General features: G+C 69.4%; 21 protein-coding genes. 8 read left to right on the top strand and 13 right to left on the bottom strand.

Going from position 1 to position 23960, the window contains the following annotated elements:
• Positions 1-21 precede the first annotated feature (21 nt).
• The 10 genes from STVA_RS13005 to STVA_RS12960 form a co-directional block, all read right to left on the bottom strand.
• Positions 22-1029: a dimethylarginine dimethylaminohydrolase family protein gene (locus STVA_RS13005; RefSeq protein WP_123688357.1), complete on the bottom strand. Its 1008-nt coding sequence runs from the start codon at positions 1027-1029 to the stop codon at positions 22-24.
• A 22-nt stretch (positions 1030-1051) separates the two neighbouring features.
• Entirely contained in the window at positions 1052-2650 is a 1599-nt protein-coding gene (locus STVA_RS13000) for a zinc-binding metallopeptidase family protein (protein WP_123688815.1), read from the bottom strand.
• A 38-nt stretch (positions 2651-2688) separates the two neighbouring features.
• A complete protein-coding gene (locus tag STVA_RS12995; RefSeq protein WP_123688356.1) occupies positions 2689-3483 on the bottom strand; it encodes an ABC transporter permease in 795 nt (264 codons plus the stop codon).
• 3 nt (positions 3484-3486) lie between these two features.
• Complete coding sequence (locus tag STVA_RS12990; protein WP_245978191.1) at positions 3487-4365, bottom strand: ABC transporter permease; 879 nt, start codon at positions 4363-4365, stop codon at positions 3487-3489.
• A gap of 4 nt (positions 4366-4369) precedes the next feature.
• On the bottom strand, positions 4370-5503 hold the full coding sequence (locus STVA_RS12985; RefSeq protein ID WP_170216323.1) for an ABC transporter substrate-binding protein: 1134 nt from the start codon (positions 5501-5503) through the stop codon (positions 4370-4372).
• Positions 5504-5545: 42 nt separating this feature from the next.
• Positions 5546-6658: an ABC transporter ATP-binding protein gene (locus tag STVA_RS12980; RefSeq protein WP_123688354.1), complete on the bottom strand. Its 1113-nt coding sequence runs from the start codon at positions 6656-6658 to the stop codon at positions 5546-5548.
• A gap of 84 nt (positions 6659-6742) precedes the next feature.
• A complete protein-coding gene (locus tag STVA_RS12975) occupies positions 6743-8020 on the bottom strand; it encodes a CYTH and CHAD domain-containing protein (RefSeq protein WP_170216322.1) in 1278 nt (425 codons plus the stop codon).
• A gap of 4 nt (positions 8021-8024) precedes the next feature.
• On the bottom strand, positions 8025-9428 hold the full coding sequence (locus tag STVA_RS12970; protein WP_123688352.1) for an amidase: 1404 nt from the start codon (positions 9426-9428) through the stop codon (positions 8025-8027).
• Positions 9429-9478: 50 nt separating this feature from the next.
• Complete coding sequence (locus tag STVA_RS12965) at positions 9479-10234, bottom strand: aldolase (RefSeq protein WP_123688351.1); 756 nt, start codon at positions 10232-10234, stop codon at positions 9479-9481.
• Positions 10235-10315: 81 nt separating this feature from the next.
• Positions 10316-11911: a glycosyltransferase family protein gene (locus tag STVA_RS12960; protein WP_123688350.1), complete on the bottom strand. Its 1596-nt coding sequence runs from the start codon at positions 11909-11911 to the stop codon at positions 10316-10318.
• A gap of 344 nt (positions 11912-12255) precedes the next feature.
• Between STVA_RS12960 and thrS the strand changes: the two genes are divergently transcribed.
• Entirely contained in the window at positions 12256-13440 is a 1185-nt protein-coding gene (thrS, locus tag STVA_RS12955; protein ID WP_197735864.1) for a threonine--tRNA ligase, read from the top strand.
• Positions 13441-13444: 4 nt separating this feature from the next.
• Here thrS and STVA_RS12950 read toward each other — a convergent pair whose 3' ends face one another.
• Positions 13445-14326, bottom strand: a complete 882-nt coding sequence (locus STVA_RS12950; protein ID WP_123688348.1) for a LysR substrate-binding domain-containing protein — start codon at positions 14324-14326, stop codon at positions 13445-13447.
• Positions 14327-14404: 78 nt separating this feature from the next.
• Here STVA_RS12950 and STVA_RS12945 point away from each other — a divergent pair, with 78 nt between their 5' ends.
• Both STVA_RS12945 and STVA_RS12940 read left to right on the top strand, forming a co-directional pair.
• On the top strand, positions 14405-15304 hold the full coding sequence (locus STVA_RS12945) for a DMT family transporter (protein WP_170216321.1): 900 nt from the start codon (positions 14405-14407) through the stop codon (positions 15302-15304).
• Entirely contained in the window at positions 15301-15873 is a 573-nt protein-coding gene (locus STVA_RS12940; RefSeq protein WP_123688345.1) for a GNAT family N-acetyltransferase, read from the top strand. The genes STVA_RS12945 and STVA_RS12940 overlap by 4 nt, the downstream gene beginning before the upstream one ends.
• 72 nt (positions 15874-15945) lie before the next feature.
• Here the strand turns inward: STVA_RS12940 and STVA_RS12935 are convergent, their stop codons facing one another.
• Positions 15946-16398 (bottom strand): hypothetical protein, encoded by a 453-nt coding sequence (locus tag STVA_RS12935; protein ID WP_123688344.1) that lies wholly within the window; start codon positions 16396-16398, stop codon positions 15946-15948.
• 251 nt (positions 16399-16649) lie between these two features.
• Here STVA_RS12935 and STVA_RS12930 point away from each other — a divergent pair, with 251 nt between their 5' ends.
• From STVA_RS12930 to STVA_RS12910, 5 genes are all read left to right on the top strand, one after another.
• The gene (locus STVA_RS12930; RefSeq protein WP_123688812.1) at positions 16650-17546 is read left to right on the top strand and encodes a sigma-70 family RNA polymerase sigma factor; all 897 of its coding nucleotides are present in this window, start codon (positions 16650-16652) and stop codon (positions 17544-17546) included.
• Positions 17547-17566: 20 nt separating this feature from the next.
• Complete coding sequence (locus STVA_RS12925) at positions 17567-18034, top strand: AAC(3)-I family aminoglycoside N-acetyltransferase (protein WP_123688343.1); 468 nt, start codon at positions 17567-17569, stop codon at positions 18032-18034.
• A gap of 177 nt (positions 18035-18211) precedes the next feature.
• Positions 18212-19606 (top strand): aspartate aminotransferase family protein, encoded by a 1395-nt coding sequence (locus tag STVA_RS12920; RefSeq protein ID WP_123688342.1) that lies wholly within the window; start codon positions 18212-18214, stop codon positions 19604-19606.
• 76 nt (positions 19607-19682) lie between these two features.
• Positions 19683-20582, top strand: a complete 900-nt coding sequence (locus STVA_RS12915; protein ID WP_123688341.1) for an HNH endonuclease — start codon at positions 19683-19685, stop codon at positions 20580-20582.
• Between the two features lie 43 nt (positions 20583-20625).
• The gene (locus STVA_RS12910) at positions 20626-22107 is read left to right on the top strand and encodes a class I adenylate-forming enzyme family protein (RefSeq protein WP_123688340.1); all 1482 of its coding nucleotides are present in this window, start codon (positions 20626-20628) and stop codon (positions 22105-22107) included.
• A gap of 9 nt (positions 22108-22116) precedes the next feature.
• Here the strand turns inward: STVA_RS12910 and STVA_RS12905 are convergent, their stop codons facing one another.
• Entirely contained in the window at positions 22117-23784 is a 1668-nt protein-coding gene (locus STVA_RS12905) for a solute carrier family 23 protein (protein WP_170216320.1), read from the bottom strand.
• Between the last annotated feature and the right edge of the window lie 176 nt (positions 23785-23960).

The following is a 23960-nucleotide window of genomic DNA, read 5'->3' as shown; positions in this document are numbered from 1 at the left end:
CCGTAGTTGTTTGTACGGCCGTCAAAGCGGGTCGCGGATCAGCGGGCCGGTGGAGCAGTGGATGCCGCCGCCGCCGAGCGCCACGTTCTCGTAGGGCACGACGCGGATCGAGATCTGCAACTGCTCGATCTTGTCGCGCGTCCGCTCCGACACGCCCTCGGGCATGATCAGGCGGCCGGGGCGGACGGTCAGGCAGTTGACGATGCCCGCGCGGTCCTCATGGCTGACCTCGATCGTGCGGACCTTCAACTCCTTCAGCTTCTCCAGGAACCAGAAGGGTAGCTGGGTCGGGTTGATCAGCGCGGTATCGGCGTCGATCATCACGAAGTTGCCGTCGATGTGCAGGCGATAGCCGGTCAGCGGCACCAGCAGCAGTTCCACCCCCATCGGTCGCAGTACCTCGGCCAGTTGGCGCGCACCCTCGTCGTTGCAGCGGCTGGACACGCCCAGGACCGCGGTCTTGGGGTTGATCCACGCGAAGCTGCCACCCTCCAGGATGCCGGTGCCGTGGATGGTGCGCAGGATCGGCATGCCGATGCGGGCCAGCGTCTGGGTCACCGGCGCCTCCTCGCCGCGCCGGATCGGCGGACCAAGGCGGGTGACGATGGCGCCGCCATCGACCGCGATCATGCTGTCGCGGGTGTAGCAGGATTTCATCCGGCCCTTGGCGCAGCGGTCGAGGAACACGACCTCGGTGCCTTCCTCGCGCAATGCCGCGACCAGGGCATCGTGCTGGGCCTGCATGGCATCCAGCGGCGGGATGGTGTCGCCGCGCCAGTACCAGCCTTCCTCGACGTCGCCGAAGGCATTGATGTCCGGCAGCCGCTTGGCCGGGTCGACGATCTTCAGCTCGTCGCCCGGCCGGTGCATCAGCACCATGCGCAGGTGGCCGACATCGTTGTTGCAGCCCCAGCGCCGGCCCCAGACGCGAACCTGCTCGGACTCCGTCTCGAACCCGGGCTCGGGCGTCGAGGCGAAGGTCTTGATCAGCATGTTGTAGCGGTATTCGCCCTCGGTCATCATCGTCATGGCGGATCCTCCCTCAGCCGCGTCAGCCGCGTTCTCCGGCGGTGGTGGGGATCGTCCACTCCCGCCCGCGCACGGTCTCGACATATTCCGGCCAGCGGTACTCGACGGGGGCCGGGAACTTGTGCGGCAGCAGGGGCGGCATCCATTTCGAGCCACCGATGCCGCCGCCGGTGCGCTCCAGGAACTCCGCCCGGCAGCGTTCCAGCGCGCCCGGGTCGCCGCCCAGGTCGACCAGCGTCAGCGCCACCACCTTGCCCGCGGTCGACCACATGGGGTCGATGGTGCCGGGCGTGCCACCCATGGCGAAGCGCGTCCATTCGGGGTAGCGGTAACCCGCGACCGGCGACCGCAGGATCGGGCGGGCGACATAGAGACGCACGGTGGGCGCGTGCCACGTGTATTCGACATAGTCGTCGGCCGCGAAGTTCTTCTGCCAGGCCGGCAGGTTGGCGCGGAACCAGGCCTCGCCGTCTTGCGGGGAGGTCAGCCGCTCGTGCTCGGGCGGGAAGGGGTCGGCCATCGGCTCGATGCCCAGCGTCTTCTGGATCTCGCGGCCGAACGCCTTGCCCGCCTCGCTCCATTTCGGCGGGCCGACCCGCTCGAAGTTGCGATAGGTGATCTCGGCCAGCGCGTGGTTGGCAAGGCCCGGCCGTGTCTTGGTGATCCACTCCTTGCGCACGGTGCAGTGGGTGATGGCGGCCGCGTGCTCGGCATTGTTGTCGAGCGTGTCGAACACCTTCTCCTGCATCTCCACGAACGGCGCGCGGCAGGCGTACTGGATCTGGCCGATGTTGGGCGCCAGGTTGTCGGCCGCACCTTGGCCGGCCGTCAGGATGAACTCGTTGATACTCCAGCCGCCATTGTGCGGCAGCATCGCCTCCTTCAGGAACTTCGACGCCGTGTACATCAGCACGACCGCATCGATCGCCCCCGGCGCCCGGGCGACGCCGTGGGTGTGCTGGATGCCGGCGGTCGCCTGCTTGGCCAGCCACGTCTCCGGGTCGTCGCACTCGAAAGTATAGATGCGGCTCCAGTAGGGGGCGCAATGGGTGTCCCAGAGCACGCTGTTCACCAGCCCGCCGAAGGAGGCCGGATGGAAGCTGATGGCGGCGTCGATGTCGTCGTAATAGCCGTGGGCGGCGTGCACGGGCTTCGAGCCGCACATCTTCTCGGCCGGCTCGCCCAGGAACTTCAGGCGCGCCTTGATGCCGTGCTTCTCGATCGCGTGCTGGGCCGCCAGGAACCCGGCCAGCGCGCCGATGCCCAGGCCCGAGTGCGGGTCGGTATGGCCGGGCGCGTACTTGCTGAGGCCCGGGCGCGGCTGGCGGTAGGGCACGGCCGCCTGCGAGCGGCCCGGAATCGCGTCATACTCGGCGTAACCCCCCAGCACCGGCCCTTCGTTGCCCCAGGTGGCGCAGAAGGCGGTGGGCATGGTGGCCGAGCCCTCCTCGACCGTCCAGCCGGCGGCGCGCAGGCGCTCGACGTACCAAGCGGCCGAGCGGTACTCGCGCCAGGCCGGCTCGGCCATCTCCCAGATCGTCAGATGGTCGCGGGAAAGCTGGTCGTTGTTGGCGGCAAGCCAGTCCAGCGCGGTCTGCTTGACCGCTTCCAGGTCGATCATCGGCAAGGTCTCCATGGGGCTTGGAGGGTGGGGCAGAACTACTCGGAACGCTGGCGGCGCACCTTCATGTCGAGGATCAGCAGGATCGCGGTGACCGCGACCAGGGCTGTCGCGACCGCGGCCATGGTCGGGTCGAGATGCTCGTTGATGCCGTCCCAGATGCGCCGCGGCAGGGTGAAGATCGCGCGGCTGGCGATGAACAGCACCAGGACCAGTTCGTCCCAGGAATGGATGAAGGCGAAGATCGAGCCCGAGATCACCCCCGGCAGGATGCTGGGCAGGATCACGCGGCGCAGCGTGTAGGGCACGCTGGCGCCGAGGTTGCGGGCGGCCTGCTCCAGCCGCGGATCGAAGCTGGCGAGCGAGGTCGAGACGATGATCACGACATAGGGGATGCCGGTCACGCCATGGGCCAGCATCACGCCGAAATAGCTGTCGAGCAGGTCGAGCTGCACCCACAGCCGGTAGAGGCCCAGCGCATAGACGATCGTCGGCACGATGATCGGCACCAGCATCAGCACGCGGATCAGCTCGCTCCAGCGCGAGCCGATGCGCCAGCAGCCGATCGCGCACAAGGTGCCGGCGCCGACCGAGATCACCATGGAGCCCAGCGCGATGACGAAGCTCTGCGCCACCGACGACAGCCAGTCCGCGCTCTGGACCAGGTTGATGTAGTGGCGCAGCGACAGCCCGTCCTGCGGCAGCGACAGGAAGCGCTGGTCGGTCAGCGATACCGGGACGACGATGGTGATGGGCAGCACCAGGAAGAGGACGATCGCCCAGCCGAGCGAGCGGGTGGGGCGGGCGGCACCGATGCGGGCTTCGTCGGCCATGTCTCAGCCCGCCCCGAACAGCCGCTTCAGGTCGACCACCCGGGCCAGGGCCGCCAGCAGCACGAAGATGAAAAGGATCAGCGTCGATGCCAGCATCGTCCCCAGGCCCCAGCGCAGCAGGTCGAGGATCTGCAGGCTGATGTATTCCGCGATCATCAGGGTCTTGCCGCCGCCCAGGATGGCCGGCGTGACGAAGAATCCCAGCGAGAAGATGAAGACCAGCACGGTAGCCCCGATGATGCCGGGCATGCTCTGCGGCAGGAAGACCCGGCGGAAGCTGTAGAAACGCGATCCGCCCAGCCCGCGCGCGGCCGAGATGGTGCGCGCGTCGATGTCGCGCATGTTGGCGTAGAGCGGCAGCACGGCATAGGGGATCATGTAGTGGACCATGCCGATGACGATGCCGAGCTCGTTCCAGATGAGCGCGATCGGCTGGTCGATCAGGCCGGCATCGCGCAGCGTCGTGTTGATCAGCCCCTCGCGCGCCAGCAGCGTCACCCAGGCGAACGCCCGCACCAGGACCGAGATCCACAGAGGGACCAGCACACCCAGGAACAGCCAGCGTTGCGCCCGGGGCGAGGCGTGCACCAGGACGTAGGCGACGACGTAGCCCAGCAGCAGCGTCACGGCGGTGGTGATGACGCAGATGCGCAAGGTCGTGACGATGGTGCGCTGGATGGACGCGCTGGTGAAGAGCTGGGCGTAATTGCCGAGCCCCGGCTTGGGCTCGGTCACGCTGATCCACAGCACCTGGACCAGCGGGTAGAAATAGAAGGCGGCCATCAGCAGGGCGGCGGGCGCCACCATCAGCCAATAGGCCGTCCGTTCGTCGAAGAAGTACCGGCGCCCCCGCGGGGCGCCGGCGATGGTCGAAGCGGTCACGGGATCACGACGAGATCATGTCGAGGAAGGCCTGGGTGAGCTGGTCCTGGTTGGCCATCCACCATTCGCCGCCGAACTTGACCTGCTTGGCCAGGTTCTCGGGCGAGGAGGGGTTGACCTTGGCGAACTCCGGCTTGACCAGGGCGGATGCCGCCGGGTTGGCCGGGCCGTTGCCCATGCGCTCCAGCAGCAGCACCTGGCCGGCCGGGTCCTGCATGGCATTGATCGCCTTGTGCGCCCAGGCCGAACCGGCCGGCGGGTTCTTCGGCACGATCCAGATGCCGGGCTGCACGATGCCCTGGTTGAAGGTCCACTTGATGCGGCCGTTGCTGTCGCGCTCCAGGATGTTGGCGCGGGTGTGCCACAGGATGCCCATGACGCACTCGCCCGTGCGCATGAGCTGCTGGCTCTCCGCGCCGGAGTTCCAGTAGAGCGCGTCGGCCTTGATCGAGGCGATCTTGGCCATCGCCCGCTTCTGGTCGATCGGATAGAGCTTGTCGGGCGCCACGCCGTCGGCCATCAGCGCCGGCTCGAGCATGGCCAGGCCGGTGCGGCGGAACATGCGCTTGCCCGGAATCTTCTTGGTGTCGAAGAAGTCCGCCCAGGTCGGCGTGCCCTGCACCTTGGTCGAATCCCAGGCCAGCACGGTCGAGAAGTAGTAGTTGATGACGCCCCACTTGTAGGCGAATTCGGGGTCGAGCTTGGTCTTGTCGACGATGGAATAGTCGATCGGCTCCAGGTAGCCGGCCTCGCCCAACTGGGCTGCCTGCCCGGTACCGGAATCGATGACGTCCCAGATCACCTTCTTGGCGTCGACCATCGCCTTGATCTTGCCGGTGGTCGGGCCGCTGCCGTCGATCACCAGCTTGACCGCTTCCTTGGCCTCGAAGGGCTTGGCGAAGGCATCCGTGAAGGCCGGCACGGCGTCGCCGCCGAAATTGGCCAGCACCACTTCCTTAGGTTTGGTCGCCTGCGCCTGGACCGCGCGCGACAGGGCGGCCGAACCGCCCAGCACGGCGGGCGTCAGGCCCAGCGCCACCAGGCCCTTCATGAAGGTGCGGCGGTCGATGCGGCCGGCCACCAGGTCCTCGCGCAGGATCTCCGCGCAATCCTGGGCGAATGTCTGTTCTTCGCGCATGGTCTTGGTCTCCCTGTTCTGGATCATATGGCGGTCAGGGCTTCACGCGTCCGCCGTCGCGGCGCCGTCGTCGGTGACGATCACCGTGGCGTCGGGGTCCCAGCCCAGATGCACGGTGCGCCCGACCTCGGGCTCGATCCGGCAGCGCCAGGATGGCACCGTCGCCGTCATCCGGCCGACGCTGTCGGTGTCGACCAGCAACTGGAAATGCGTGCCCGAATAGCTCCACTGGGCGATGCGGCCAGAGACCGCGTTGGCGGTTTCCGGCGGGGTGTCGGCGACGACCGCGATCTTCTCGGGCCGCAATGCCACCAGCACCGGCGACCCGGCCGGCGGGGCGGCACCCTCCAGCGCCTGCACGAGGTCCAGGCCGCCGCTGGCATAGCGCAGCACCCCGCCCGCCGCACCTTGGGCGATACCCGGCAGGAAGTTCGACTTGCCGAGGAAATCCGCGACGAAGCGGGTGGCCGGGCGCTCGTACAGGTCGCGCGGGCGGCCGAACTGCACCAGCTTGCCCTCGCGCAGGATCGCGACGCGGTCGGACATCGACAGCGCCTCGTCCTGGTCATGGGTGACGTAGAGGAAGGTGAGGCCGACGCGCTCGTGCAGCGCCTTCAGTTCGAGCTGCAGCTCGGCGCGCAGCTTCTTGTCGAGCGCGCTCAAGGGTTCGTCGAGCAGCAGCAGGTGGGGCGTGAAGACGAGCGCGCGCGCCAGCGCCACGCGCTGCTGCTGCCCGCCCGAGAGCTGGCGGGGCATCCTCGTGGCGTAGGGGCCGAGCTGCACCATCTCGAGCGCGTCCTTCACCCGGCGCCCGACCTCCTCGTTGGGGCGAGCGCGGGCGCGCAGCGGGAAGGCCACGTTCTCGAACACGGTCATGTGCGGGAAAAGGGCATAGCCCTGGAAGACCATGCCGAAATTGCGGTGCTCCGGCGGCTGGCGGGTGATCGCCTGCCCGTCCAGCAGGATCTCGCCCGACGTGGGCTGCACGAAGCCGGCGATCGCCATGAGGATCGTGGTCTTGCCCGACCCCGATGGCCCCAGCAGGGTCACGAACTCGCCGCGCTCGATCGCAAGGGTGACGTCGTCGACGGCGGCCACCCGGCCGTAGCGCTTGACCATGCGGTCGACGACGACGGACTGGCGCAGTTCACTCATGGGCGAGGCCGTCCTGGGGCGAGGCAGCCGTGGATTGAAATTCCGTTCACGGTGCCAAGGGTGGCACTACCACCCAGGGTCTCGTCAATCCCGCTGCCAAAAAGTTGGGCACTTGCGCAGCGACTTCCAGGCGCGGCCAAACCGGCGGACCTGTTCGACGCGCTGGCGCGCGGTCCAGCCGGCGACCATGGCCGCGGCGGTTGGTTGTCCCAGCCCGGCCGCCAGGCGATCGGCGACGGCGGCGTCATTGTATCGACCAAGGCTGTCCTGGACCTCTTGCAGCGCACGGCGGAAGGGGCGGGTCGTCGCCCGCGCATAGAGCGGGGCAAACGCATCGGTTGCGTAGCGGAGCTTCTTGGCCAGGATGCGAACCCTGTGCCAGTCCTCCGCCGTGCGTGGCGGCGCCGCGTCGAAGCTGCGGAACAGTTGCCGTCGGCGGCGGCGGAGGACGCGCCGGGCAAAGCGCTCGACCGGCTGATCCGCCCCCCGGCCGTCGCAGGGCGCGGTGCCGAACTCCAGCCAGTCGACCAGGGCGAGCATGGCCAGGTTGAGTTGCGGATCGTGCAGGGCCTGGGCGATGCCGGCGTCGGCGCTCTCCCGCGCCTGCCGGGCCGTTGCCAGCAGGGCGGCAAGATCGGAACTGCCGGTCGCGTCGACGGCCGGCAGCAGGGTCTCATCGATGAAGGCATCGAGGTCCCGCAGGTGCGCGAAGGGGCCGTCGATCGCCTTCAGCCGGGCACCCATGGCGCGCCGCGCCGGCTCGTCCAGGCAGTCGGAAAAGAGCTGGAGTGCTGCCCGCAATCGCCGAAGGCCGACGCGGAGCTGGTGGATCGTCTCGGGCGCGTTGGCGATCGACGCCAGTTCGAGGTTTCCCAGCACCTGTCGGAGTGCGGCCCGTCCGACCAGCCGGAATGCCGCGCCGGCAGTCTCTGCCGATCCAGGGTCGTCGGCTACGACCCGAACCGCGTCGGGCCGGTCGGGCGCGAGCCGCCAGGCGGCAGCCTCGTCGACGGTCAGGCGCAAGGGGAGCGAACGGGCCAGAGCCTCGGCGCAGGTAACGAGCCGGCTGTCCGATCCGACTTTTCCTTCCAGCACGATCCGGCGCTGGCGCCATTCCGCCCCGGCCAGCCGCCAGGTCGCGGTCTCGACGGCGACCGTGGCGTCCTCCCCGAAGGTCCGTCGACGGCCGGTCGCCGTTTCGGAAGTCTCGCTTTCGCCCGGCTGCCGGCGATACCCCACCCACGGCGACGGCGGTGGGCCCGTGGCGTCGACGGCGCCGCGCAGGGCCGTGAGCGTGACCGGCCGGCCGCCGCCCCGCCGGCCATCCGCGGCAAGGACGAGGCGGAAGCGGGCGGCCGGCATCGCTTCAGGTCCTGGCCATCGGCGGCGGCAGGAACGTCGTGCCTTCCTCGTAAGCCCGGCTGGCGCGCAGCACCGATGCCTCGTCATAGAGCGCGCCCACGATCTGCAGACCGGCCGGCAGCCCGCCCGAGGTGACGCCGCAGGGAATGGTGGCCGCCGGCTGCCGCGTCAGGTTGAAGGGGTAGGAGAAGGGGGTCCAGTCGAACCAGCGCGTCATGCCGGAGTCGACCGGGAACTCCTCGCCCGCCTCGAAGGCCGGCAGCGGCAATGTCGGCGTCAGCAGCAGGCGATAGGTCTCGTGGAAGCGCTTCATGTGCTGGCCCAGCGCCTCGCGCTCGCCCATGGCCTCCATGTACTCCATCAGCGAGTAGCGGGCGCCTTCGTCGGCGATCTGGAGCAAGCCGGGGTCCATGAGGGCCTGCTTCTCGGGCGGGAAGCTGCGCATCAGGTTGGCGGCACCCGCATACCAGTGGATGCGGAAAAGCTCGAGCGGGTTGGCGAAACCGGGCGACACCTCCTCGACGATGGCACCCATGGCGGAGAATTTTTCCGCCGCCTTGCGCACCAGGGCCGCGATCTCCGGATCGACCTTGGCATAGCCGAGGTCGGGGCTGTAGGCGATGCGCCACCCGGCGACGCCGCCGGCGGTCGCCTGTGTGAAGTCGACCCCGGCGTCGGGCAGGGACTGCCAGTCGCGCGTGTCGGGGCCGGCCATCACCGTCAGCATCAGGGCGGCGTCGTCGACCGTGCGCGTCATCGGTCCGACATGCGACAGCGTGCCATAGGCGCTGGCTGGGTAGGCCGGGACCCGGCCGTAGTTCGCCTTCAGGCCATAGATGCCGCAGAAGCCGGCCGGCATGCGGATCGACCCGCCGCCGTCGCTGCCGAGCGCCAGGCAGCCCATGCCGGTGGCGGCCGCCGTCGCGGCACCCGAACTGCTGCCGCCGGGATTGCGGTCGAGGTTCCAAGGATTGCGGGTGATGCCCGTTCGCGGGCTGTCGCCGCAGCCCTTCCAGCCGAATTCGGGCGTGGTCGTGCGGCCGAGGAAGACCGCGTTGGCTGCGCGCAGGCGGGCGATCGACGGCGCGTCGTCGGCCGCGATGTCGCTGTCGGACGAGGTGAGGGAGCCGCGCCCGGTGGGCTTGCCCTTCACCATCATCAGGTCCTTCAGCGAGACTGGCACGCCGTCCAGCCGGCCCTCCGGTGCGCCCCGGATCCAGCGCGCCTCGGACGCCTTCGCCTGGGCCAGTGCCTCATCCGCCCAGACGCCGCAGAAGCCGTTGATGGCGGGATCGAGGCGCTCGATCTGGGCCAGGACGGCCTTCGTCACATCGACCGGCGATAGGCGCCGGGCGCGATAGGCGGCCAGGAGGTCGGTCGCGGACAGGAAACAGAGTTCGGAGGACAAGGGCGGGCTCCCGGATTTGTCGGGTGTCGAAGGGGGGCGAGAAGGAGCGGTCAGTCCCGGTAATCGGGCTCGTCGCGGTCGAGCAGGCGGCGGAGCGCCGCGAAATGGCCGAAGGCGTTGCCGCGCTCGCCGTCGATCTGGCGGGCGGTGCGTTCGCAGACGTCGGGCGGGACCAGCTTCAGGGGCCGGCCGGTCGACATCGCCAGCACCTGCTGCCGGCAGGCGCGCTCCAGATAGTAGAGCGCGTCGAACGCCTCGGCGACGGTGGCCCCGGTAACGACGACGCCATGGTTGGCCAGGAAGGCGATCGGCTTGTCGCCCAGCACGCGGGCCAGCCGGTCGCCCTCGCCCTCGTCCAGCGCCAGGCCCTGGTAGTCGTCGTCATAGGCGATGCGGTCGTGGAACATCAGGGCGGTCTGGTGCGCCATCTCCAGCCGGCCGCCTTCCAGCATCGTCAGCGCCGTGGCGTGCGGCATGTGGGTGTGCAGCACGCAGCCGGCATTGGGGTGGGCGCGATGGATGCGCCAATGGATGAAGAAGGCGGTCGGCTCCGGCGGGCTGTCGCCCTCCACCAGCTTGCCGTCGGCGTCGACCATCAGCAGGTCGCTCGCCCGCATCTCGCCGAAATGGCGGCCATGGGGGTTGATCAGGAAGTGGTCCGGCCGCCCCGGCACCAGCAGGCTGAAATGGTTGCAGACGCCCTCATGCATGTCGAGCCGGGCGGCCCAGCGGAAGGCAGCCGCCAGGTCTGCGCGCGCCGTCTCGACCGCGCTGTCCGTGTTCGGCCGGTGGAAATGGTCCTGCATCCGTTCCTCGTGGTGTGGCGCCGGGGGGCTGGCACCATTGTGACGGAAGCGCGCATGCTTTTCCAAGCGCCGGCCTTGCGTCTACAGGTCGCGGAACTCCGGAATGCGTTCGCGAACGGCCCGGTCCAACTCTTCCTTGCGATCGAGCAGCGACTGGTACCACTGCCAGCGGCTGCGGAACTGGTTCTTCTGCATGCGCTGGCTGCGGACATAGTGATGGGCATTCGCGGCCAGCCGTTGGCGCAGGGCGCCGTTCTCCACCAGAAGCGCCAGCTTGGCTTCGAATTCCTCGGGCGTGGTGAACAGCATGCCTGTCACGCCGTCGACGATCGACGGCCCGTAGACGACCGGATTGGCCAGCACGACCGCGCCGCGCGCCGAGGCCTCGACGAAGCTGAGGTCGGACTTGCAGCGGTTGAATTCCGTGTCGGCCAGCGGCAGCAGGACGATGTCGGCCTCGTCGACCATCTGGCGGTGGCGGACATGGTCCACCATGGCGCTGTAGTCCTTGCGCCGGGTGGCAAGCTGGTCGTGGAAGCGTTCGTCGGCCAGCACCGTGAAGTGGATCGGCACCTTGGTGCGTCGCAGCAGCCGGTTGATGCCGTCGATCAGCGGCCGCATCGAATCCGCGCGGTTGAGCGAGCCATAGAAGATCCGCAACGGGTGTTCCGCGCTGGGCGGCGGGCGTGGCGCGCGGCGCGGCGGCAGTTCGGCGGCATCGTTGCGGAAGACGCCGACATAGGGGTTGTACTGGCGCAGCACCTGGGCCAGCGGCTCGGTCGATGTCTGCACGGCATGGGCGCCGGCGAAAGTCAGGTAGTCATGCTCGGCGATGTCGGCCCAGTAGCTGGGATGATCGTCGAACTCCATGACGACCAGATACTGCCGCTGGATGAGGGCCCTCAGCAACTCGATACCGGGCGGCCGGCGCAGGATCGGGCGCTGGTAGAGGAAGATGGCGCGCGGCCGCTGGGGCGGGCGCATCGGCGTCGGGTCGTATTCGGGCACCATCCGCACATTCGGGATGGCCGACAGGAAGCGGAGCGGGCGCGCGACCCGCACCTCGGCCATGGCACCGTTGGCGCCGACTTTGGCATCGCGCATGCGGGCATAGATGAACATGGGCGTGGGCAGCGGGCCGCGCGTCGCCTCCAGCAGGAAGCGGCGGCTGCCGAGGCGGGCGACCCGCAGGTCGGGCGGCACCTCGGTCATGGTGTCGGGATGTGCCTCGGCGAACGCCTTGGCCCCGGCCGTGTCGTTCTCGAGCGAGATCACCTGGCACATGGTGGCGCCGGCACCCTCGACCGTGGCGATCATCGCTTCGGGCCGCCGCAGCCCCGGCGAGACCGGAATGCCGGCCATCTCGGCTGCGCGCACACCGTGGAAGTCGGCCGAGTGCGCGACTGCCAGGAGCATGGCTCCCTCGGCCAGCAGTTCGACCGCGCGCGCCAGGATTGCGTCGCCGTCGGCACCCGCGGGCATGTCGCCATTGATCAGAACCGCCCCGGCCGAACGCGGGGCCAAGTCCGCCGCGGCACTCCAGGGCAGCCAGACGGCGTCGGGGTTGATGCGGGCGAAGGCCTGCGCCAACTCCGGATCGGTGCCGTAATGGACGACGAGGGCGGCATCGGCGGGAATCCGGTCGAGGATGTGGCGCCCGTATGCGGTCAAGGACATCGGTACCTGTCGTGGCGAGGATGGCGGCGGATCGGACGGGACCCCGGGGATGGGCCGATCCGAACTACACGATGCTTGGCAAGAGGGCCAGTGGATGCAGGCAACGTCCTCCCGCCGGGCTTGACGATCGCCGGCCGGCGAGGATAGATCGGCCGCATGGACGCGTTCCGCATCTTCGCCGCTACTACCACGACGACCGCCAACGGCGGGTCGTCCCCTGGTCGCGCGGGCTGAGAGCAGCCGCTTCCACCAGCAAGGGCCCCGCCGGCGACGGACGGGGCCTTTCTCTTGCCAGCCTTCGAGATCGTGTCCCGTGCCCTGCCCACCCGCAGAGGAACGAGCATATGGACCAGCACGATCATCGCAGCCTCGGCAACAGGCTCGACCTGTTTCACATCCAGGACGATGCGCCCGGAATGGTCTTCTGGCACCCGCGCGGCTATGCCGTGTACCGGTTGCTGGAGGACTATATCCGCGGCCAGCTCCGCCGCCTGGGCTATGCCGAGGTGCGCACGCCCCAACTCCTGCCGCGCGACCTGTGGGAGCGCAGCGGGCATTGGGAGAAATTCCGCGACGCCATGTTCGTCGTCGATGCCGGCGACGGCCGGCAGATGGCGCTGAAGCCGATGTCGTGCCCCGGCCACCTGCAGATATTCAACCGGCGGCGGCGATCGTGGCGCGAGCTGCCGGTCCGCTTCTGCGAGTTCGGCGCCTGCCATCGCGACGAGCCGTCCGGGTCGATGCACGGCCTGATGCGCACGCGCGCCTTCGAACAGGACGATGCCCATGTCTTCTGCCGCGAGGCCGACGTGGAGGCGGAGGTCAGCCGCTTCGTCGGCTTGTTGCGGCGCGTCTATGCCGAACTCGGGTTCGCCGATTGCGCCGTGGCCCTGTCGACGCGGCCGCCCCTGCGCGCCGGCTCCGATGCCGACTGGGACTGGGCGGAGGCCGGGTTGGCGGAAGCCGCGCGCGCCAACGGCCTCGACTTCACGATCGCGGCCGGGCAGGGCGCCTTCTATGGGCCCAAGCTGGAGTTCGCGCTGCGCGACCGCCTGGGACGGTCGTGGCAATGCGGTACGGTGCAGCTCGACCGGGTCCTGCCGGGCCGGCTGGGCACGAGCTATGTCGCGCCCGACGGATCGGCGGTGGTGCCGGTGATGATCCATCACGCGGTCTTCGGCTCCATGGGCCGTTTCATCGCCATGCTGCTGGAGCATCACGGGGGCGCGCTGCCCTTCTGGCTGGCGCCCGAGCAGGTGGCCGTCGCCCCGATCGCCCGCGAGCAGGCGGGCTATGCCGCCACGGTCGTCGATGGCTTCGCGGCGGCGGGCGTGCGCGCGGTCCTGTCCGCCGGCGACGACAGTCTCGCCCGGCGCATCGTCGTCGCCCATGACGAGCAGGTGCCGGTGATGGCCATCGTCGGCGCCCGCGAAGCCGCGGCCGGCACGGTCACGCTGCGCGAACGGGACGGGACCCAGGCGGTGCTGCGCCTGGAGGACGCAGCGGCCGTGCTGGCGGCACGGCGGTAGGGCCTCATAGCGTCGGACCGTCCGCCTCCGCCAGCAGCCAGCCGGCGAGGGTCGCGACCGGCCCGTCGCCGCCGCGGTCGGCCGGCGTGACCAAGTACCAGGCGGTGCCCCGCATCAGCGGCGGGGCATCGCCGGCGGCGACCAGCCGGCCTTCGCGCAACGGTTCCTCGGCCAACCGGCGGTCGACCAGACCGATGCCGAGGCCGTTCAGCGCGGCCTGGATCACCAGGCCCTCGTCACCGAATACCAACGTGCGGGCCGGCTCGTCGACGGTGTCGGCGGCGGCGCGCCAGGCCGGCCAGGCATCGGCCGCCGTCTCCGCCACCAGCAGCGTGTGCCCGGCCAGCGGCGGCAGCCGGGCCGGCGCATAGGCCGGGCTGCACAGCGGCACCAGGGCATCGTTGAAGAGATAGGTGCAGGCGGCTGCCCCCCAGCCGGCACGGCCATGGCGGATGGCGGCATCGACTCCGTCCGTGCCGGGCTCGGCCTCGCGATGGCTGCTGCGCAGGCGCAACTCGATCGCCGGATGGGCGGCATGGAAGCGATCGAGGCGCGGCAGCAGCCAGCCGACCGCGAAGAGCGTAGGCAGGGCCACGGTCAATACCGTGCGATCCAGCGGCCCCGCCAGGCGCCGCGTCGCGGCCGCGATGGCATCCAGGGCATCGGTCAGTGCCGGGGCATAGGCACGCCCGGCCGCGGTCAGGGTCAACGATTGGGGCCGACGCTCGAACAGCGCCATCCGCAGATGGTCTTCCAGCCCCTTCACCTGCTGGCTGATGGCGCCGGGCGTCACCGCCAGTTCGGCGGCCGCGACGGTGAAGCTGCCATGGCGCGCCGCGGCCTCGAAGGCGCGGAGCGCGCCCAGCGGCGGCAGTCTGCGGGTCATCAGAATCAGCCCAGCTATTGCTCGCGGCCCAGAATATCTGGTTTGCGCCGCGCTGGCTGGGTCGAAATGCTGTGCAGCATGAGCACTCCTGCCGCTGCCCGCCCGTTCGACCTTACCGCAGCGCTCCTGTTCGCGTTGCTCTGCTTCGCCTGGGGCTCCACCTGGCTGTCGTTGAAGATCGGGGTGGCGACGGCACCCCCCGTCACCTTTGCCGCCGCGCGCTTCCTGCTGGCGGCGGTGCCGCTGCTGGCCTGGGCCGCATGGCGCGGGCGGCTGGCGGTCCCGCTTGCGACGCTGGTGCCGGGCGCCCTGCTGATGGTCGCGATCAACTACGGGCTGATGGCCTGGGGCATCGCGCGGGTCGACAGCGGCATCGCCTCGGTCATCAACCTGGCGACGGTGCCGACGGCGACGCTGCTGCTGGCGGTGGCGCACGGCCAGTCGCGCTGGTCGGCGCCGGCGGTGGCGGCCGTGGTGGCGGGTGCCGCCGGCCTGGCGCTGATGTTCGGCCCACGCGCCGGCAGCGGCGCCGTCGGCGGCATGCTGGCGATCGCGGCCGGGGCGGTCTGCTATGCCTGGGGTGGCATCCTGACCAAGGGGCGGCCGGTCGCCGACCCGGTGGCGCTGGCCGGCTGGCAGAGCCTGGCGGGCGGCATCCTGCTGGCGGCGGCAGCATTGGCCATCGAGCCCGTGAATGCCGACACGCTGGCGGCACTTACCAGGCCGGCCGCACTCGCCAACCTGGCCTTCCTGGCGGCGGCTGGCTCGGTCATCGGCGGCTCGGTCTATCTGATGCTGCTGGCCCGATGGGATGCGGCGCGCGTCTCGACCTATGCCTTCGTCTGCCCGGTCATCGCGCTGGGCGAGGGCGTGCTGCTGGATGGCCAGCGGCCGGGCGCGCTCCAACTGGTGGCCGTGGCCTTGCTCCTGCTCGCGACCGCCTTCAGCCTGTCGGCCCAGACCCGGAGGGCTTCATGAGCGATCCGATCATCCGCGACGCCGTCGCCGGCGACTTCCCGGCCATCGCGTCCCTCTATGCCCACCACGTCCATACCGGGCTTGCGAGCTTCGAGGAGGTGCCGCCGAGTGCCGACGAGATGCAGCGGCGCTATCACCATGTCCGCGCCCGCGGCCTGCCCTGGCGAGTGGCGGAATTGCACGGGCGAGTCGTGGGCTATTGCTATGCCAGCCCCTTCAACCCCCGCTCGGCCTATCGCTTCACGGTGCAGGATTCCATCTATGTGGCGGAGGACTGCATCGGCCGCGGCGTCGGCGCCCGGCTGTTGCAGCCGGTGATCGACGGCTGCACGGCGCTGGGCTATCGCCAGATGATGGCGGTGGTCGGCGACAGCGGCAACGAGGCGTCGCTGCGCCTGCATGCCAGGCTGGGCTTCCGCACGATCGGCCAGGCACTGCGGGTCGGCGTCAAGTTCGGCCGCTGGGTCGACATCGTCTACCTGCAGCGGCCGCTGGGCGAGCAGACTGCCCGGCCGCCGGCCGAGGACCCGATCGGCTATATCGCCGTGGCCGACCAGACCGGCCCGTGACCCGAGATGCCCGTGACCCGAGAAGCTTGTGACCCGAGAAGCTTGTGACCCGAGCCGCCTTTGAGGGCAACGCTACCGCAGCGTGATCTGGAACAAGCAGCCGCCGGCGGATGGTGTGGGCGAGATGGCTTCGCAGCGCCTGTCTTGCCCCACCGACTTCACTTCGGACTGACAGCCGGTGACCTCGTAGCCGCCGAAGAAGGTATGCTTGGCCCATGCCTGGATATGGACTTGACAATAATTGATGTGCGATCCTTCCATGCTTTCGAAATCCACCTGATAGACATTATGGGCCGTGCTGAACAGGTCGACGCTGATCTTGGGGTAAATGGTCGCACTGTTGTTGGTCGACCCGACCCCATCTATTTCATGAAATTTTATATTTTGAACGCCGGCATAGACTTTTGTCGTGGTCGCATTGGTCACCACCGTGGTCATCGCGAAGCTTTGCGCGGCGGCGATGGTGGGCGTTGCAACGATTCCGCAAGCCAGCAGCAGCCCGGCACTGAACAGTCGAGTGGCCATCCCGTTTTCCCGAATGCCCGAGGTTATGCATGAGGTGATCATGACGCGAAAATCCTATAGCCGATTTGGCGCAATCGGATACTGGATTCCGCGGGCGCATGTCACACGCCGGCACGCTGCCTCGTCCATGCCGGGGGGCGGCTAAGAAGGCAGCGCATGAAGAGGATATGCATCGGCAGTACCGGGCGCATGGGATCGAAGGCCGCGGGCATGCCTGGCTCCGACGGAGGGCTTTCGCGATGGAGGGCGTGATGGAGAGCCCGCCGACGGCGGCGTTCGAGGCCCAGCGGCCGCGGCTCGTGCGCCTTGCCTACCGTATGCTGGGTTCCATGGCCGAGGCCGAGGACATCGTCCAGGACGCCTGGTTGCGCTGGCAGTCGGTCGACGTCGCCACAGTGCGAGAGCCGGCCGCCTTCCTCGGCCGCACGGTCACGCGTCTATGCCTCGATGCCATGAAGTCGGCCCGCGCGCAGCGGGAGACCTATGTGGGAAGCTGGCTGCCCGAGCCGATCGTCGAGCCGCCCGAGGAGACCATGGCGCTCGATGAACTGACCCTGACGTTGATGCTGGCGCTGGAGCGGCTGTCGCCGTTGGAGCGCGCGGCCTTCCTGCTGCATGACGTGTTCGACGTGCCGCTGGACGAGGTGGCTGCGACGCTGGACCGCGATGCCGCGGCCGTGCGCCAGTTGGCCGTCCGCGCGCGCCGGCATGTGCAGGCGGCCCGGCCGCGCTACCCGGTCGCGCCGGAGGAGGGGGACCGGATGGCGCGCGCCTTCTTCACCGCTTCCACCACCGGCGACGTCGCAGCCTTGCGCACGATGCTGGCCGAGACGGTCGTGATCCGCTCGGACGGCGGCGGCAAGGTCGTGGCCTTTCGGAACCCCATCGTGGGCCTGGATCGGGTGCTGCGACTCTATGTCGGTTTGCGCCGCAAATGGCAGGATCAGGGGCCGGTGTTCATCCGGCCTGCTCGCATCGACGGGCTGCCCGGCTATCTCAGCCGGGATGGCAAGGGCCGCCTGCAGACGACGGCGTTGGCGATCGAGGACGGCCGCATCACCGCGGTCTACATCACGCGCAACCCAGACAAGCTGGGTGGGGCGACCCTCGCGCTGGCGGGGGACGGACTGCCACCCGCCATCCATTGACGTAAACGAGAGGCGTGGCGATGCCGCGGGAGGACAGCTTCACCATTCGCCAGATCGGCCCTGACGACATCGCGTGCTTCCGCGAGATTCTGGCGGTCATGGGTCGCGCATTCGAGGATATCGAGACCTACGCGGCGGCCCAGCCGGACGACGGCTACCTCCACCGGCTGCTGGCGGGCGACCACTTCATCGCGCTGGCGGCGCTGGACTCCGGCGGCACCGTCATGGGCGGCCTTGCCGCCTATGTCCTGCCGAAGTTCGAGCGGGCGCGGAGCGAGATCTACATCTATGACCTGGCCGTCGCCGCGGAGCATCGCCGCCGGGGCGTGGCGACGGCCCTGATCGGCCGCTTGAAGGCGATCGCGGCTGCCCGCGGCGCCTATGTCATCTTCGTTCAGGCCGATCCGCCGGACACCCCGGCCGTGGCTCTCTACGAGAAGCTCGGCGTACGCGAAGACGTGCTGCACTTCGATATCGCCGTCGGCTGAAATCGGCCGGGAGTGACGGGCGGTCGCACCCGGCCCGGCACATGGTCATTGATGGCGATGGCGTCGGCATGGAACATAGGGGTATTGCGCGCCGCGAGGCGCCCCATGATCGACCGCGCCCATGCCCGCCAGCCGGTGCTTGGGCGAAGAAGCCCAGAGCCCACGAAGGAACCAGCGATGGCCAATCCCGGAAACTCCGCCAGCAGCCGCGACGTCGCGACGCTGCTGCACCCCCAGACGAACTTCCGCGCCCACGAGAAGCAGGGCGCCGTCGTCATCGCCCGCGGCGAGGGCGTGCGCGTCTTCGACGAGGACGGCAAGGACTATATCGAGGGCATGGCCGGCCTGTGGTGCGCCTCGCTGGGTTTCAGCGAGAAGCGCCTGGCCGATGCCGCCACCCGCCAGCTCAACACGCTGCCCTACTACCATATCTACAACCACAAGTCGCATGACCCGGGCATCGAGCTGGCCGAGCGCCTGCTCGCCCTGATGCCGGTGCCGATGTCGAAGGTGTTCTTCGCCAATTCCGGCTCCGAGGCGAACGACACCGTCATCCGACTGGTCTGGTACTACAACAACGCCCTCGGCCGGCCGAAGAAGAAGAAGTTCGTGTCGCGCCAGCGCGCCTTCCACGGCTCGACCCTGATGGCGGGCAGCCTGACCGGCCTGCCGGCGCTGCATCGCGAGTTCGACCTGCCGCTGGGCGGCGTCGTGCATACCGACTGCCCGCACCACTATCGCGGCGCCCTGCCGGGCGAGAGCGAGGAGGATTTCGCCACCCGCCTGGCCGAGAACCTGGAGAAGCTGATCATCGCCGAGGGCGGGGCCGAGACCTGTGCGGCCTTCATCGCCGAGCCGGTGATGGGTGCCGGCGGCGTCGTGGTGCCGCCACGGACCTATTTCGAGAAGATCCAGAAGGTCGTGAAGAAGTACGACATGCTGATGGTCGCCGACGAGGTGATCTGCGGCTTCGGGCGTACCGGCAACATGTTCGGCTCCGAGACGTTCGGCATCCAGCCCGACATCCTGGTGGTGGCCAAGGGCCTGTCGTCGGCCTACCTGCCGATCTCGGGCATCGCCATCTCCGACCCGGTCTACCAGGCGATCGCCGACAACTCGGCCAAGGTCGGCATGTTCGGGCACGGCTTCACCTACTCGGCCCACCCGGTGGCCGCCGCCGTCGCCGTCGAGACGCTGCGCATCTATGAGGAGCGGGACATCCTGACCCACATCCGCGCGGTGGCGCCCGTGCTTCAGGACGGCCTGCGCCGCTTTGCCGACCATCCGCTGGTGGGCGAGGTCCGCGGCGTCGGCCTGGTCGGCGCGATCGAGCTGGTGCGCGACAAGGCGACCAAGGAGGCCTTCCGCCCCGACGAGCGGATCGGCCCGCGCGTTGCCAAGGCGGCCGAAACCCACGGCCTGATCATCCGCGCCATGGGCGACTCGATCGGCTTCTCGCCGCCGCTGATCATCACCGCCGACGAGATCGACCAGATGCTGGCCCGCTTCCGCAAGGGCCTGGACGAGGTCTGGGCGGAAATGGGCCGCGAGGCACAGAAGAGCGCGGCCTAGCCTGAAAGGGCAGGGGCTGTCCCGGGCCAGTTGCCTGGGGCGGCCCCTGCCGTGTCGGCCGCGGCAGGCGGTTTGAATGGGATTCGGCATTTTCATACACCGCTCGGACTCGGTCTATGACGACAGCCCGGCCGAGCGTTATCAGTTCCCGCGCCAGTATCTCGGGCGGGTCCGCGACTGCGTCGGTGACTGGATCATCTATTACGAGCCGCGGAAGGTGCCGCTCAGTCGCGGCTACTTTGCTGTAGCCAAGGTCGAGAGCGTCGTTGCCGATCCGACAGCGCCGAATATGTACCTCGCCCTCATCGCGCCGGGGAGCTATCTCGACTTCTCCAGCCTGGTGCCCTTCACCGATGCTGAAGGCGTGATCGAACGCGGGCTGCTGAATGAGAGAGGGATCATCTCCGGGCGTGCCCAGGCAGCGGTGCGCCCACTTTCATCCAGCGATTTCTCCCGCATCGTTGGCTTGGGAATCCAAGATGGTCACTCCTTGCTCCCTCGGACCGGTGAGACGGCGCTTGCCGTTGGATTGGCGGAAGAGCGCACGCCGTTCGAGATCGAACAGGCCCGCGAGCGCGTCACCTACCTGTCTTCCCGGATCGTGCGCGACCGGATATTCCGAAGCGTAGTCCTGCGCGCGTACGACGAGCGGAGCGCGATCAGCGGACTGAAGCTGATCAATGGTGGCGGACGCGCCGAGGCCGCCGCCGCGCACATTCGGCCGGTCGAGGCGAATGGTCCGGATATCGTCAGCAATGGCATTGCCCTCTCTGGAACGGCGCACTGGATGTTCGATCGCGGCTTGATCAGCCTGTCAGACGATCTCGATATCCTGATTTCTCGTCGCTCGAACGACACAGAGGGCGTAAAGGCCTTCATCCGGAAGTCGGGACGTGCAATCCCGCCCAGCCGCGCAGCGGACCGGCCGCATCCACACTTCCTGCAATGGCACCGGGAGAACTGCTTCAAGTCGTAGGTACCGTCGGCAACGGCCGCGCCAGGCCGGCAGGGAGCATCGCATGACAGTGGCACAGGCTTGGTTCGGCGCGGCGATCGCCGGGCATGCCGACCGCCAGCCGGCGGCGCCCGCGATCCTGCGCGATGACGGCACGCTGACGTTCGCGCAGGCCGATCGCGCGATCGAGGGGATCGCGGCGACGCTGCTGCGGCATGGCATCCGTCCGGGGCGGCCGCTCGTGCTGCTGCTCGGCGCGCGGACGGACGACCTGCTGCTGCTCTTCGCTTGTCATCGCCTGGGGGTGCCGGTGCTGGCGATCTCGGCCCAGGACCCGTTGCCGCTCGCCAATGCGCTGATCGCGGCCGCACCCGCCGATCTGGTCGTCTCCGGCGGGACGCCGGTGCCGCCGGGCTTGGCCGTGCCGTCCGTGACGCTCGACCGGGACTGGCTGGCGGCCGATCCGGGCCGCCTGCCGCCGCCGCCCGATGCCGCCGCGCCCTGCTATCTCGTCCGGTCCTCGGGCACCACCGGCGGCGTGCCGAAGCTGGTGATGACCAGCCACGGGCAGGAGGTGGCGGACCTCGATATCGGCTGGTCTCGCTTTCCGCTCGGCGCGGAGGACCGCTATCTGGCGGTGGTCGGCTTCCAGTTCGCCTTTGGCCGCGGCGGGGCGCAGCGCGCGATGATGCGGGGCGGGGCGGCCATCCTGGCGCTGCCGTTCCGGTCGATGGGCGACCTGCTGTCGGTGGCCAGGCGCCACCGCGCCACCTGGTCGCAACTGACGCCGACGCACCTGCGCCACCTGCTGGCGGCGGCGCCCGAGGACGGGCAGTTACTGCCAGGCCTGCGGATCCTGGCCGGTGCCGGGCCGCTGGCGCCGGCCGAGCGGCGCGCCATCCTGAGCCGGGTCTCGTCCGAGCTCTATATCGACTATGGCACCAACGAGGTCGGCTGCCTGGCGATGGCGACGCCCGACGAGGTACAGCGCAACCCCGAGGGGGTCGGCCGGCCCGTTGCCGGAATGGAGATGGAGGTGGTGGACGAGCAGGACCGGCTCTGTCCGCCGGCGACGATCGGCACGCTGCGGTTCCGCGGCCCGCTGTTCCCCCACGACTACCAGAACACCGTTCCCGGGGCGTCGAGCCGCTTCGCCGACGGCTGGTTCTATCCGGGGGATGCCGGTCTCATCGGCGAGGACGGGCAACTGGTCCTGAAGGGGCGGGTGGACGACCTCATCGTCATGGGCGGCACGAAGATCTATCCGGCCGATGTCGAGGATTGCCTCGCCAGCCACCCCGCGGTTTCCGAGGTGGCGGCCGTCGGCATCCCAGACCGCGTGCGCGGCATGGCGGTCATCGCGGCGGTGGTCCTGCGATCGCCCGCGTCCTCGCAGGACCTGCTGGCGCATTGCCATGCCATCCTCGGGCCGGCGCAGAGCCCCGTGCGGATGGTGGCGTTGGACGGGATGCCGCACAACGAGATGGGCAAGATCGACCGGGTGGCGCTGCGCCGGCTGCTGGCGGATCGCGCGGCCGGAGCGTAGGCGCGCGCGTCAGCGGTCGTCGATATAGGCGATCAAGGTCTGGCGCCCGTTCTCCAGCGGGGCTGCGCGCATCTCGTCGGCCCAGTGGCGCATCAGGGCCACCTGCAGGGAGCCGTCGTCCGCGTCGATGTCCGGGCGGCCGGTCGCGAGCGGCTCGCCGGGCCACAGCAGTTCGACCTGCAGACCGACATCGTCGTAGCGCAGGCGTACCTCGATCTCCCGGCCGGGGGCGGCGAAGCGCGGGGCGAGCTGGCTGAACTCCTCCAGGAAGTGGGTTGCGCGCTGGATCAACTCGACCCGCGCGCCCCAGGCGCGCCCCTGCGCATCCGCGAACGCCTGGAGGGGGTCGAAGCCGCTGGCCGGCAGCCAGCGCAGCATGGCGGTGCGGGGAATGCCCAGCCGCAGCACGGCATTCAGCGCCAGCGCCAGCAGCATGGCGGCCGCGAGCGGCGAGTTCAGCACCTGCTGCACCAGCAACGGCAGGTGGCCATGCCCGTGCGAGTCGACCACCAGCATGCTGGTCGCGATGGCGGCACCGATGATGAGGGTGCGGCGGGTGTCGACCAGCCGCTGCGATAGCATCGTGATGCCGGTGCGGATCGTGAAGGTGGCGGAGTAGAAGCAGGCCGCGCCCAGGATGCCCGCGGGGATCGCGTAGAGAATGCTGGCCGCCCCTGGCAACAGGCCGAGCACGATCCAGCCGATGCCGGCCGCCACGCCCACCCGGCGCGCCAGCACGCCGTTGGCCGCCGCCAGGCCGACGCTGCCGGAATAGGTGTTGGTGCCGAGCACGCCGATGACGCCCGCCACGACGCAGCCCAGCCCGTCGGCCAGCGTGCCGGCGCGGATCGACTGGAAATCGGGGGCCTTCCAGTTGGGGTTGGCCAACTGCTGGCAGGCCGTCAGGTCGGCGATGGCCCGCACGAAGCAGGCGACGGCACCGATCAGGAAGCCCGGCAGGAACGCGACCGGAAAGGACGGCAGGTCGAGCGGCCAGCGCGGCGTGACGAATGCCACGTCGCGAATGGCCGAGGCGAAGCCGCCCGACGCCAGCGCGATCAGGACGAAGGCCGCGCACCCCGTCCCGACGCCGACCAGCACCGCCAGCGACCGCAGGGCCGGCCGCGCCCAGATCGCCACGCCGATGATGGTGGCGAGCGTGATGGCCGAGGACGCCATCTCGACCGCGCCCGACTGGCTGCCCGGCCCGATGCCCAGCATCAGCCGCAGCCCGAACAGGCCCAGCATGGCCCCCAGCAGCAGGATCACGACGCCGATGATCTCGGGCGGGATGAACGGCCGCAGCGGCCGGATGCAGCGCGACAGCAGCATTTCCGTCAGCCCGGCCACGATCGTCAGCCCCGCCACCGCGCCCAGCCCCCCGGTCCGGGCGGCCTCGACCGCGAACGGGACATAGAGGATCGTGCAGTGCCCCAGCAGCAGGAAGCCCGACCCGACGCCGCGCCGCCCGTACGCCTGGATCAGCGTGCCCAGCCCCATGGCCACCATGGCCAGGCTGACATAGCGCGTGATCGTTTCCGGGTCTGCCCCCGCGGCCTCGGCCACGATCCGGGGAAACACCAGCGTGACGGCGCTGAGCGATATGTGCTGCAGCGCGTTGAGCCAGACGATCCGCGCCGGTGGGGTGGCGTCGACGGCATAGGTAATGGAGGACATCGCCCGCTTCCCGCTCGACCTGGAGGCGGAAAGCCTAGTGCAGATTGCGCGCTTTCGTCGAGAGGCGGGCCATGAGGCAACCCGGTGGCCGATGGCGGCGAGGCGCACTATTTGCTGCTTCGCCGGCCACCCTTCTGGCATTCGCGGCACTCTTCGCGCCGACGCTTGTTTCAAGT

The sequence above is a fragment of the Stella humosa genome (assembly GCF_006738645.1).
Lineage (GTDB): Bacteria > Pseudomonadota > Alphaproteobacteria > ATCC43930 > Allostellaceae > Allostella > Allostella humosa.
Note: the sequence above shows the minus strand (reverse complement) of the source record. Positions and strands in the feature narration are given on the sequence as shown.

Coding starts and splice junctions, on each gene's coding strand:
- STVA_RS13005 (WP_123688357.1), bottom strand. CDS start 1,029: ATGACGATGATGACCGAGGGCGAATACCGCTACAACATGCTGATCAAG.
- STVA_RS13000 (WP_123688815.1), bottom strand. CDS start 2,650: ATGATCGACCTGGAAGCGGTCAAGCAGACCGCGCTGGACTGGCTTGCC.
- STVA_RS12995 (WP_123688356.1), bottom strand. CDS start 3,483: ATGGCCGACGAAGCCCGCATCGGTGCCGCCCGCCCCACCCGCTCGCTC.
- STVA_RS12985 (WP_170216323.1), bottom strand. CDS start 5,503: ATGCGCGAAGAACAGACATTCGCCCAGGATTGCGCGGAGATCCTGCGC.
- STVA_RS12980 (WP_123688354.1), bottom strand. CDS start 6,658: ATGAGTGAACTGCGCCAGTCCGTCGTCGTCGACCGCATGGTCAAGCGC.
- STVA_RS12975 (WP_170216322.1), bottom strand. CDS start 8,020: ATGCCGGCCGCCCGCTTCCGCCTCGTCCTTGCCGCGGATGGCCGGCGG.
- STVA_RS12965 (WP_123688351.1), bottom strand. CDS start 10,234: ATGCAGGACCATTTCCACCGGCCGAACACGGACAGCGCGGTCGAGACG.
- STVA_RS12960 (WP_123688350.1), bottom strand. CDS start 11,911: ATGTCCTTGACCGCATACGGGCGCCACATCCTCGACCGGATTCCCGCC.
- thrS (WP_197735864.1), top strand. CDS start 12,256: ATGGACCAGCACGATCATCGCAGCCTCGGCAACAGGCTCGACCTGTTT.
- STVA_RS12950 (WP_123688348.1), bottom strand. CDS start 14,326: ATGACCCGCAGACTGCCGCCGCTGGGCGCGCTCCGCGCCTTCGAGGCC.
- STVA_RS12945 (WP_170216321.1), top strand. CDS start 14,405: ATGAGCACTCCTGCCGCTGCCCGCCCGTTCGACCTTACCGCAGCGCTC.
- STVA_RS12940 (WP_123688345.1), top strand. CDS start 15,301: ATGAGCGATCCGATCATCCGCGACGCCGTCGCCGGCGACTTCCCGGCC.
- STVA_RS12935 (WP_123688344.1), bottom strand. CDS start 16,398: ATGGCCACTCGACTGTTCAGTGCCGGGCTGCTGCTGGCTTGCGGAATC.
- STVA_RS12930 (WP_123688812.1), top strand. CDS start 16,650: ATGGAGAGCCCGCCGACGGCGGCGTTCGAGGCCCAGCGGCCGCGGCTC.
- STVA_RS12925 (WP_123688343.1), top strand. CDS start 17,567: ATGCCGCGGGAGGACAGCTTCACCATTCGCCAGATCGGCCCTGACGAC.
- STVA_RS12920 (WP_123688342.1), top strand. CDS start 18,212: ATGGCCAATCCCGGAAACTCCGCCAGCAGCCGCGACGTCGCGACGCTG.
- STVA_RS12915 (WP_123688341.1), top strand. CDS start 19,683: ATGGGATTCGGCATTTTCATACACCGCTCGGACTCGGTCTATGACGAC.
- STVA_RS12910 (WP_123688340.1), top strand. CDS start 20,626: ATGACAGTGGCACAGGCTTGGTTCGGCGCGGCGATCGCCGGGCATGCC.
- STVA_RS12905 (WP_170216320.1), bottom strand. CDS start 23,784: ATGTCCTCCATTACCTATGCCGTCGACGCCACCCCACCGGCGCGGATC.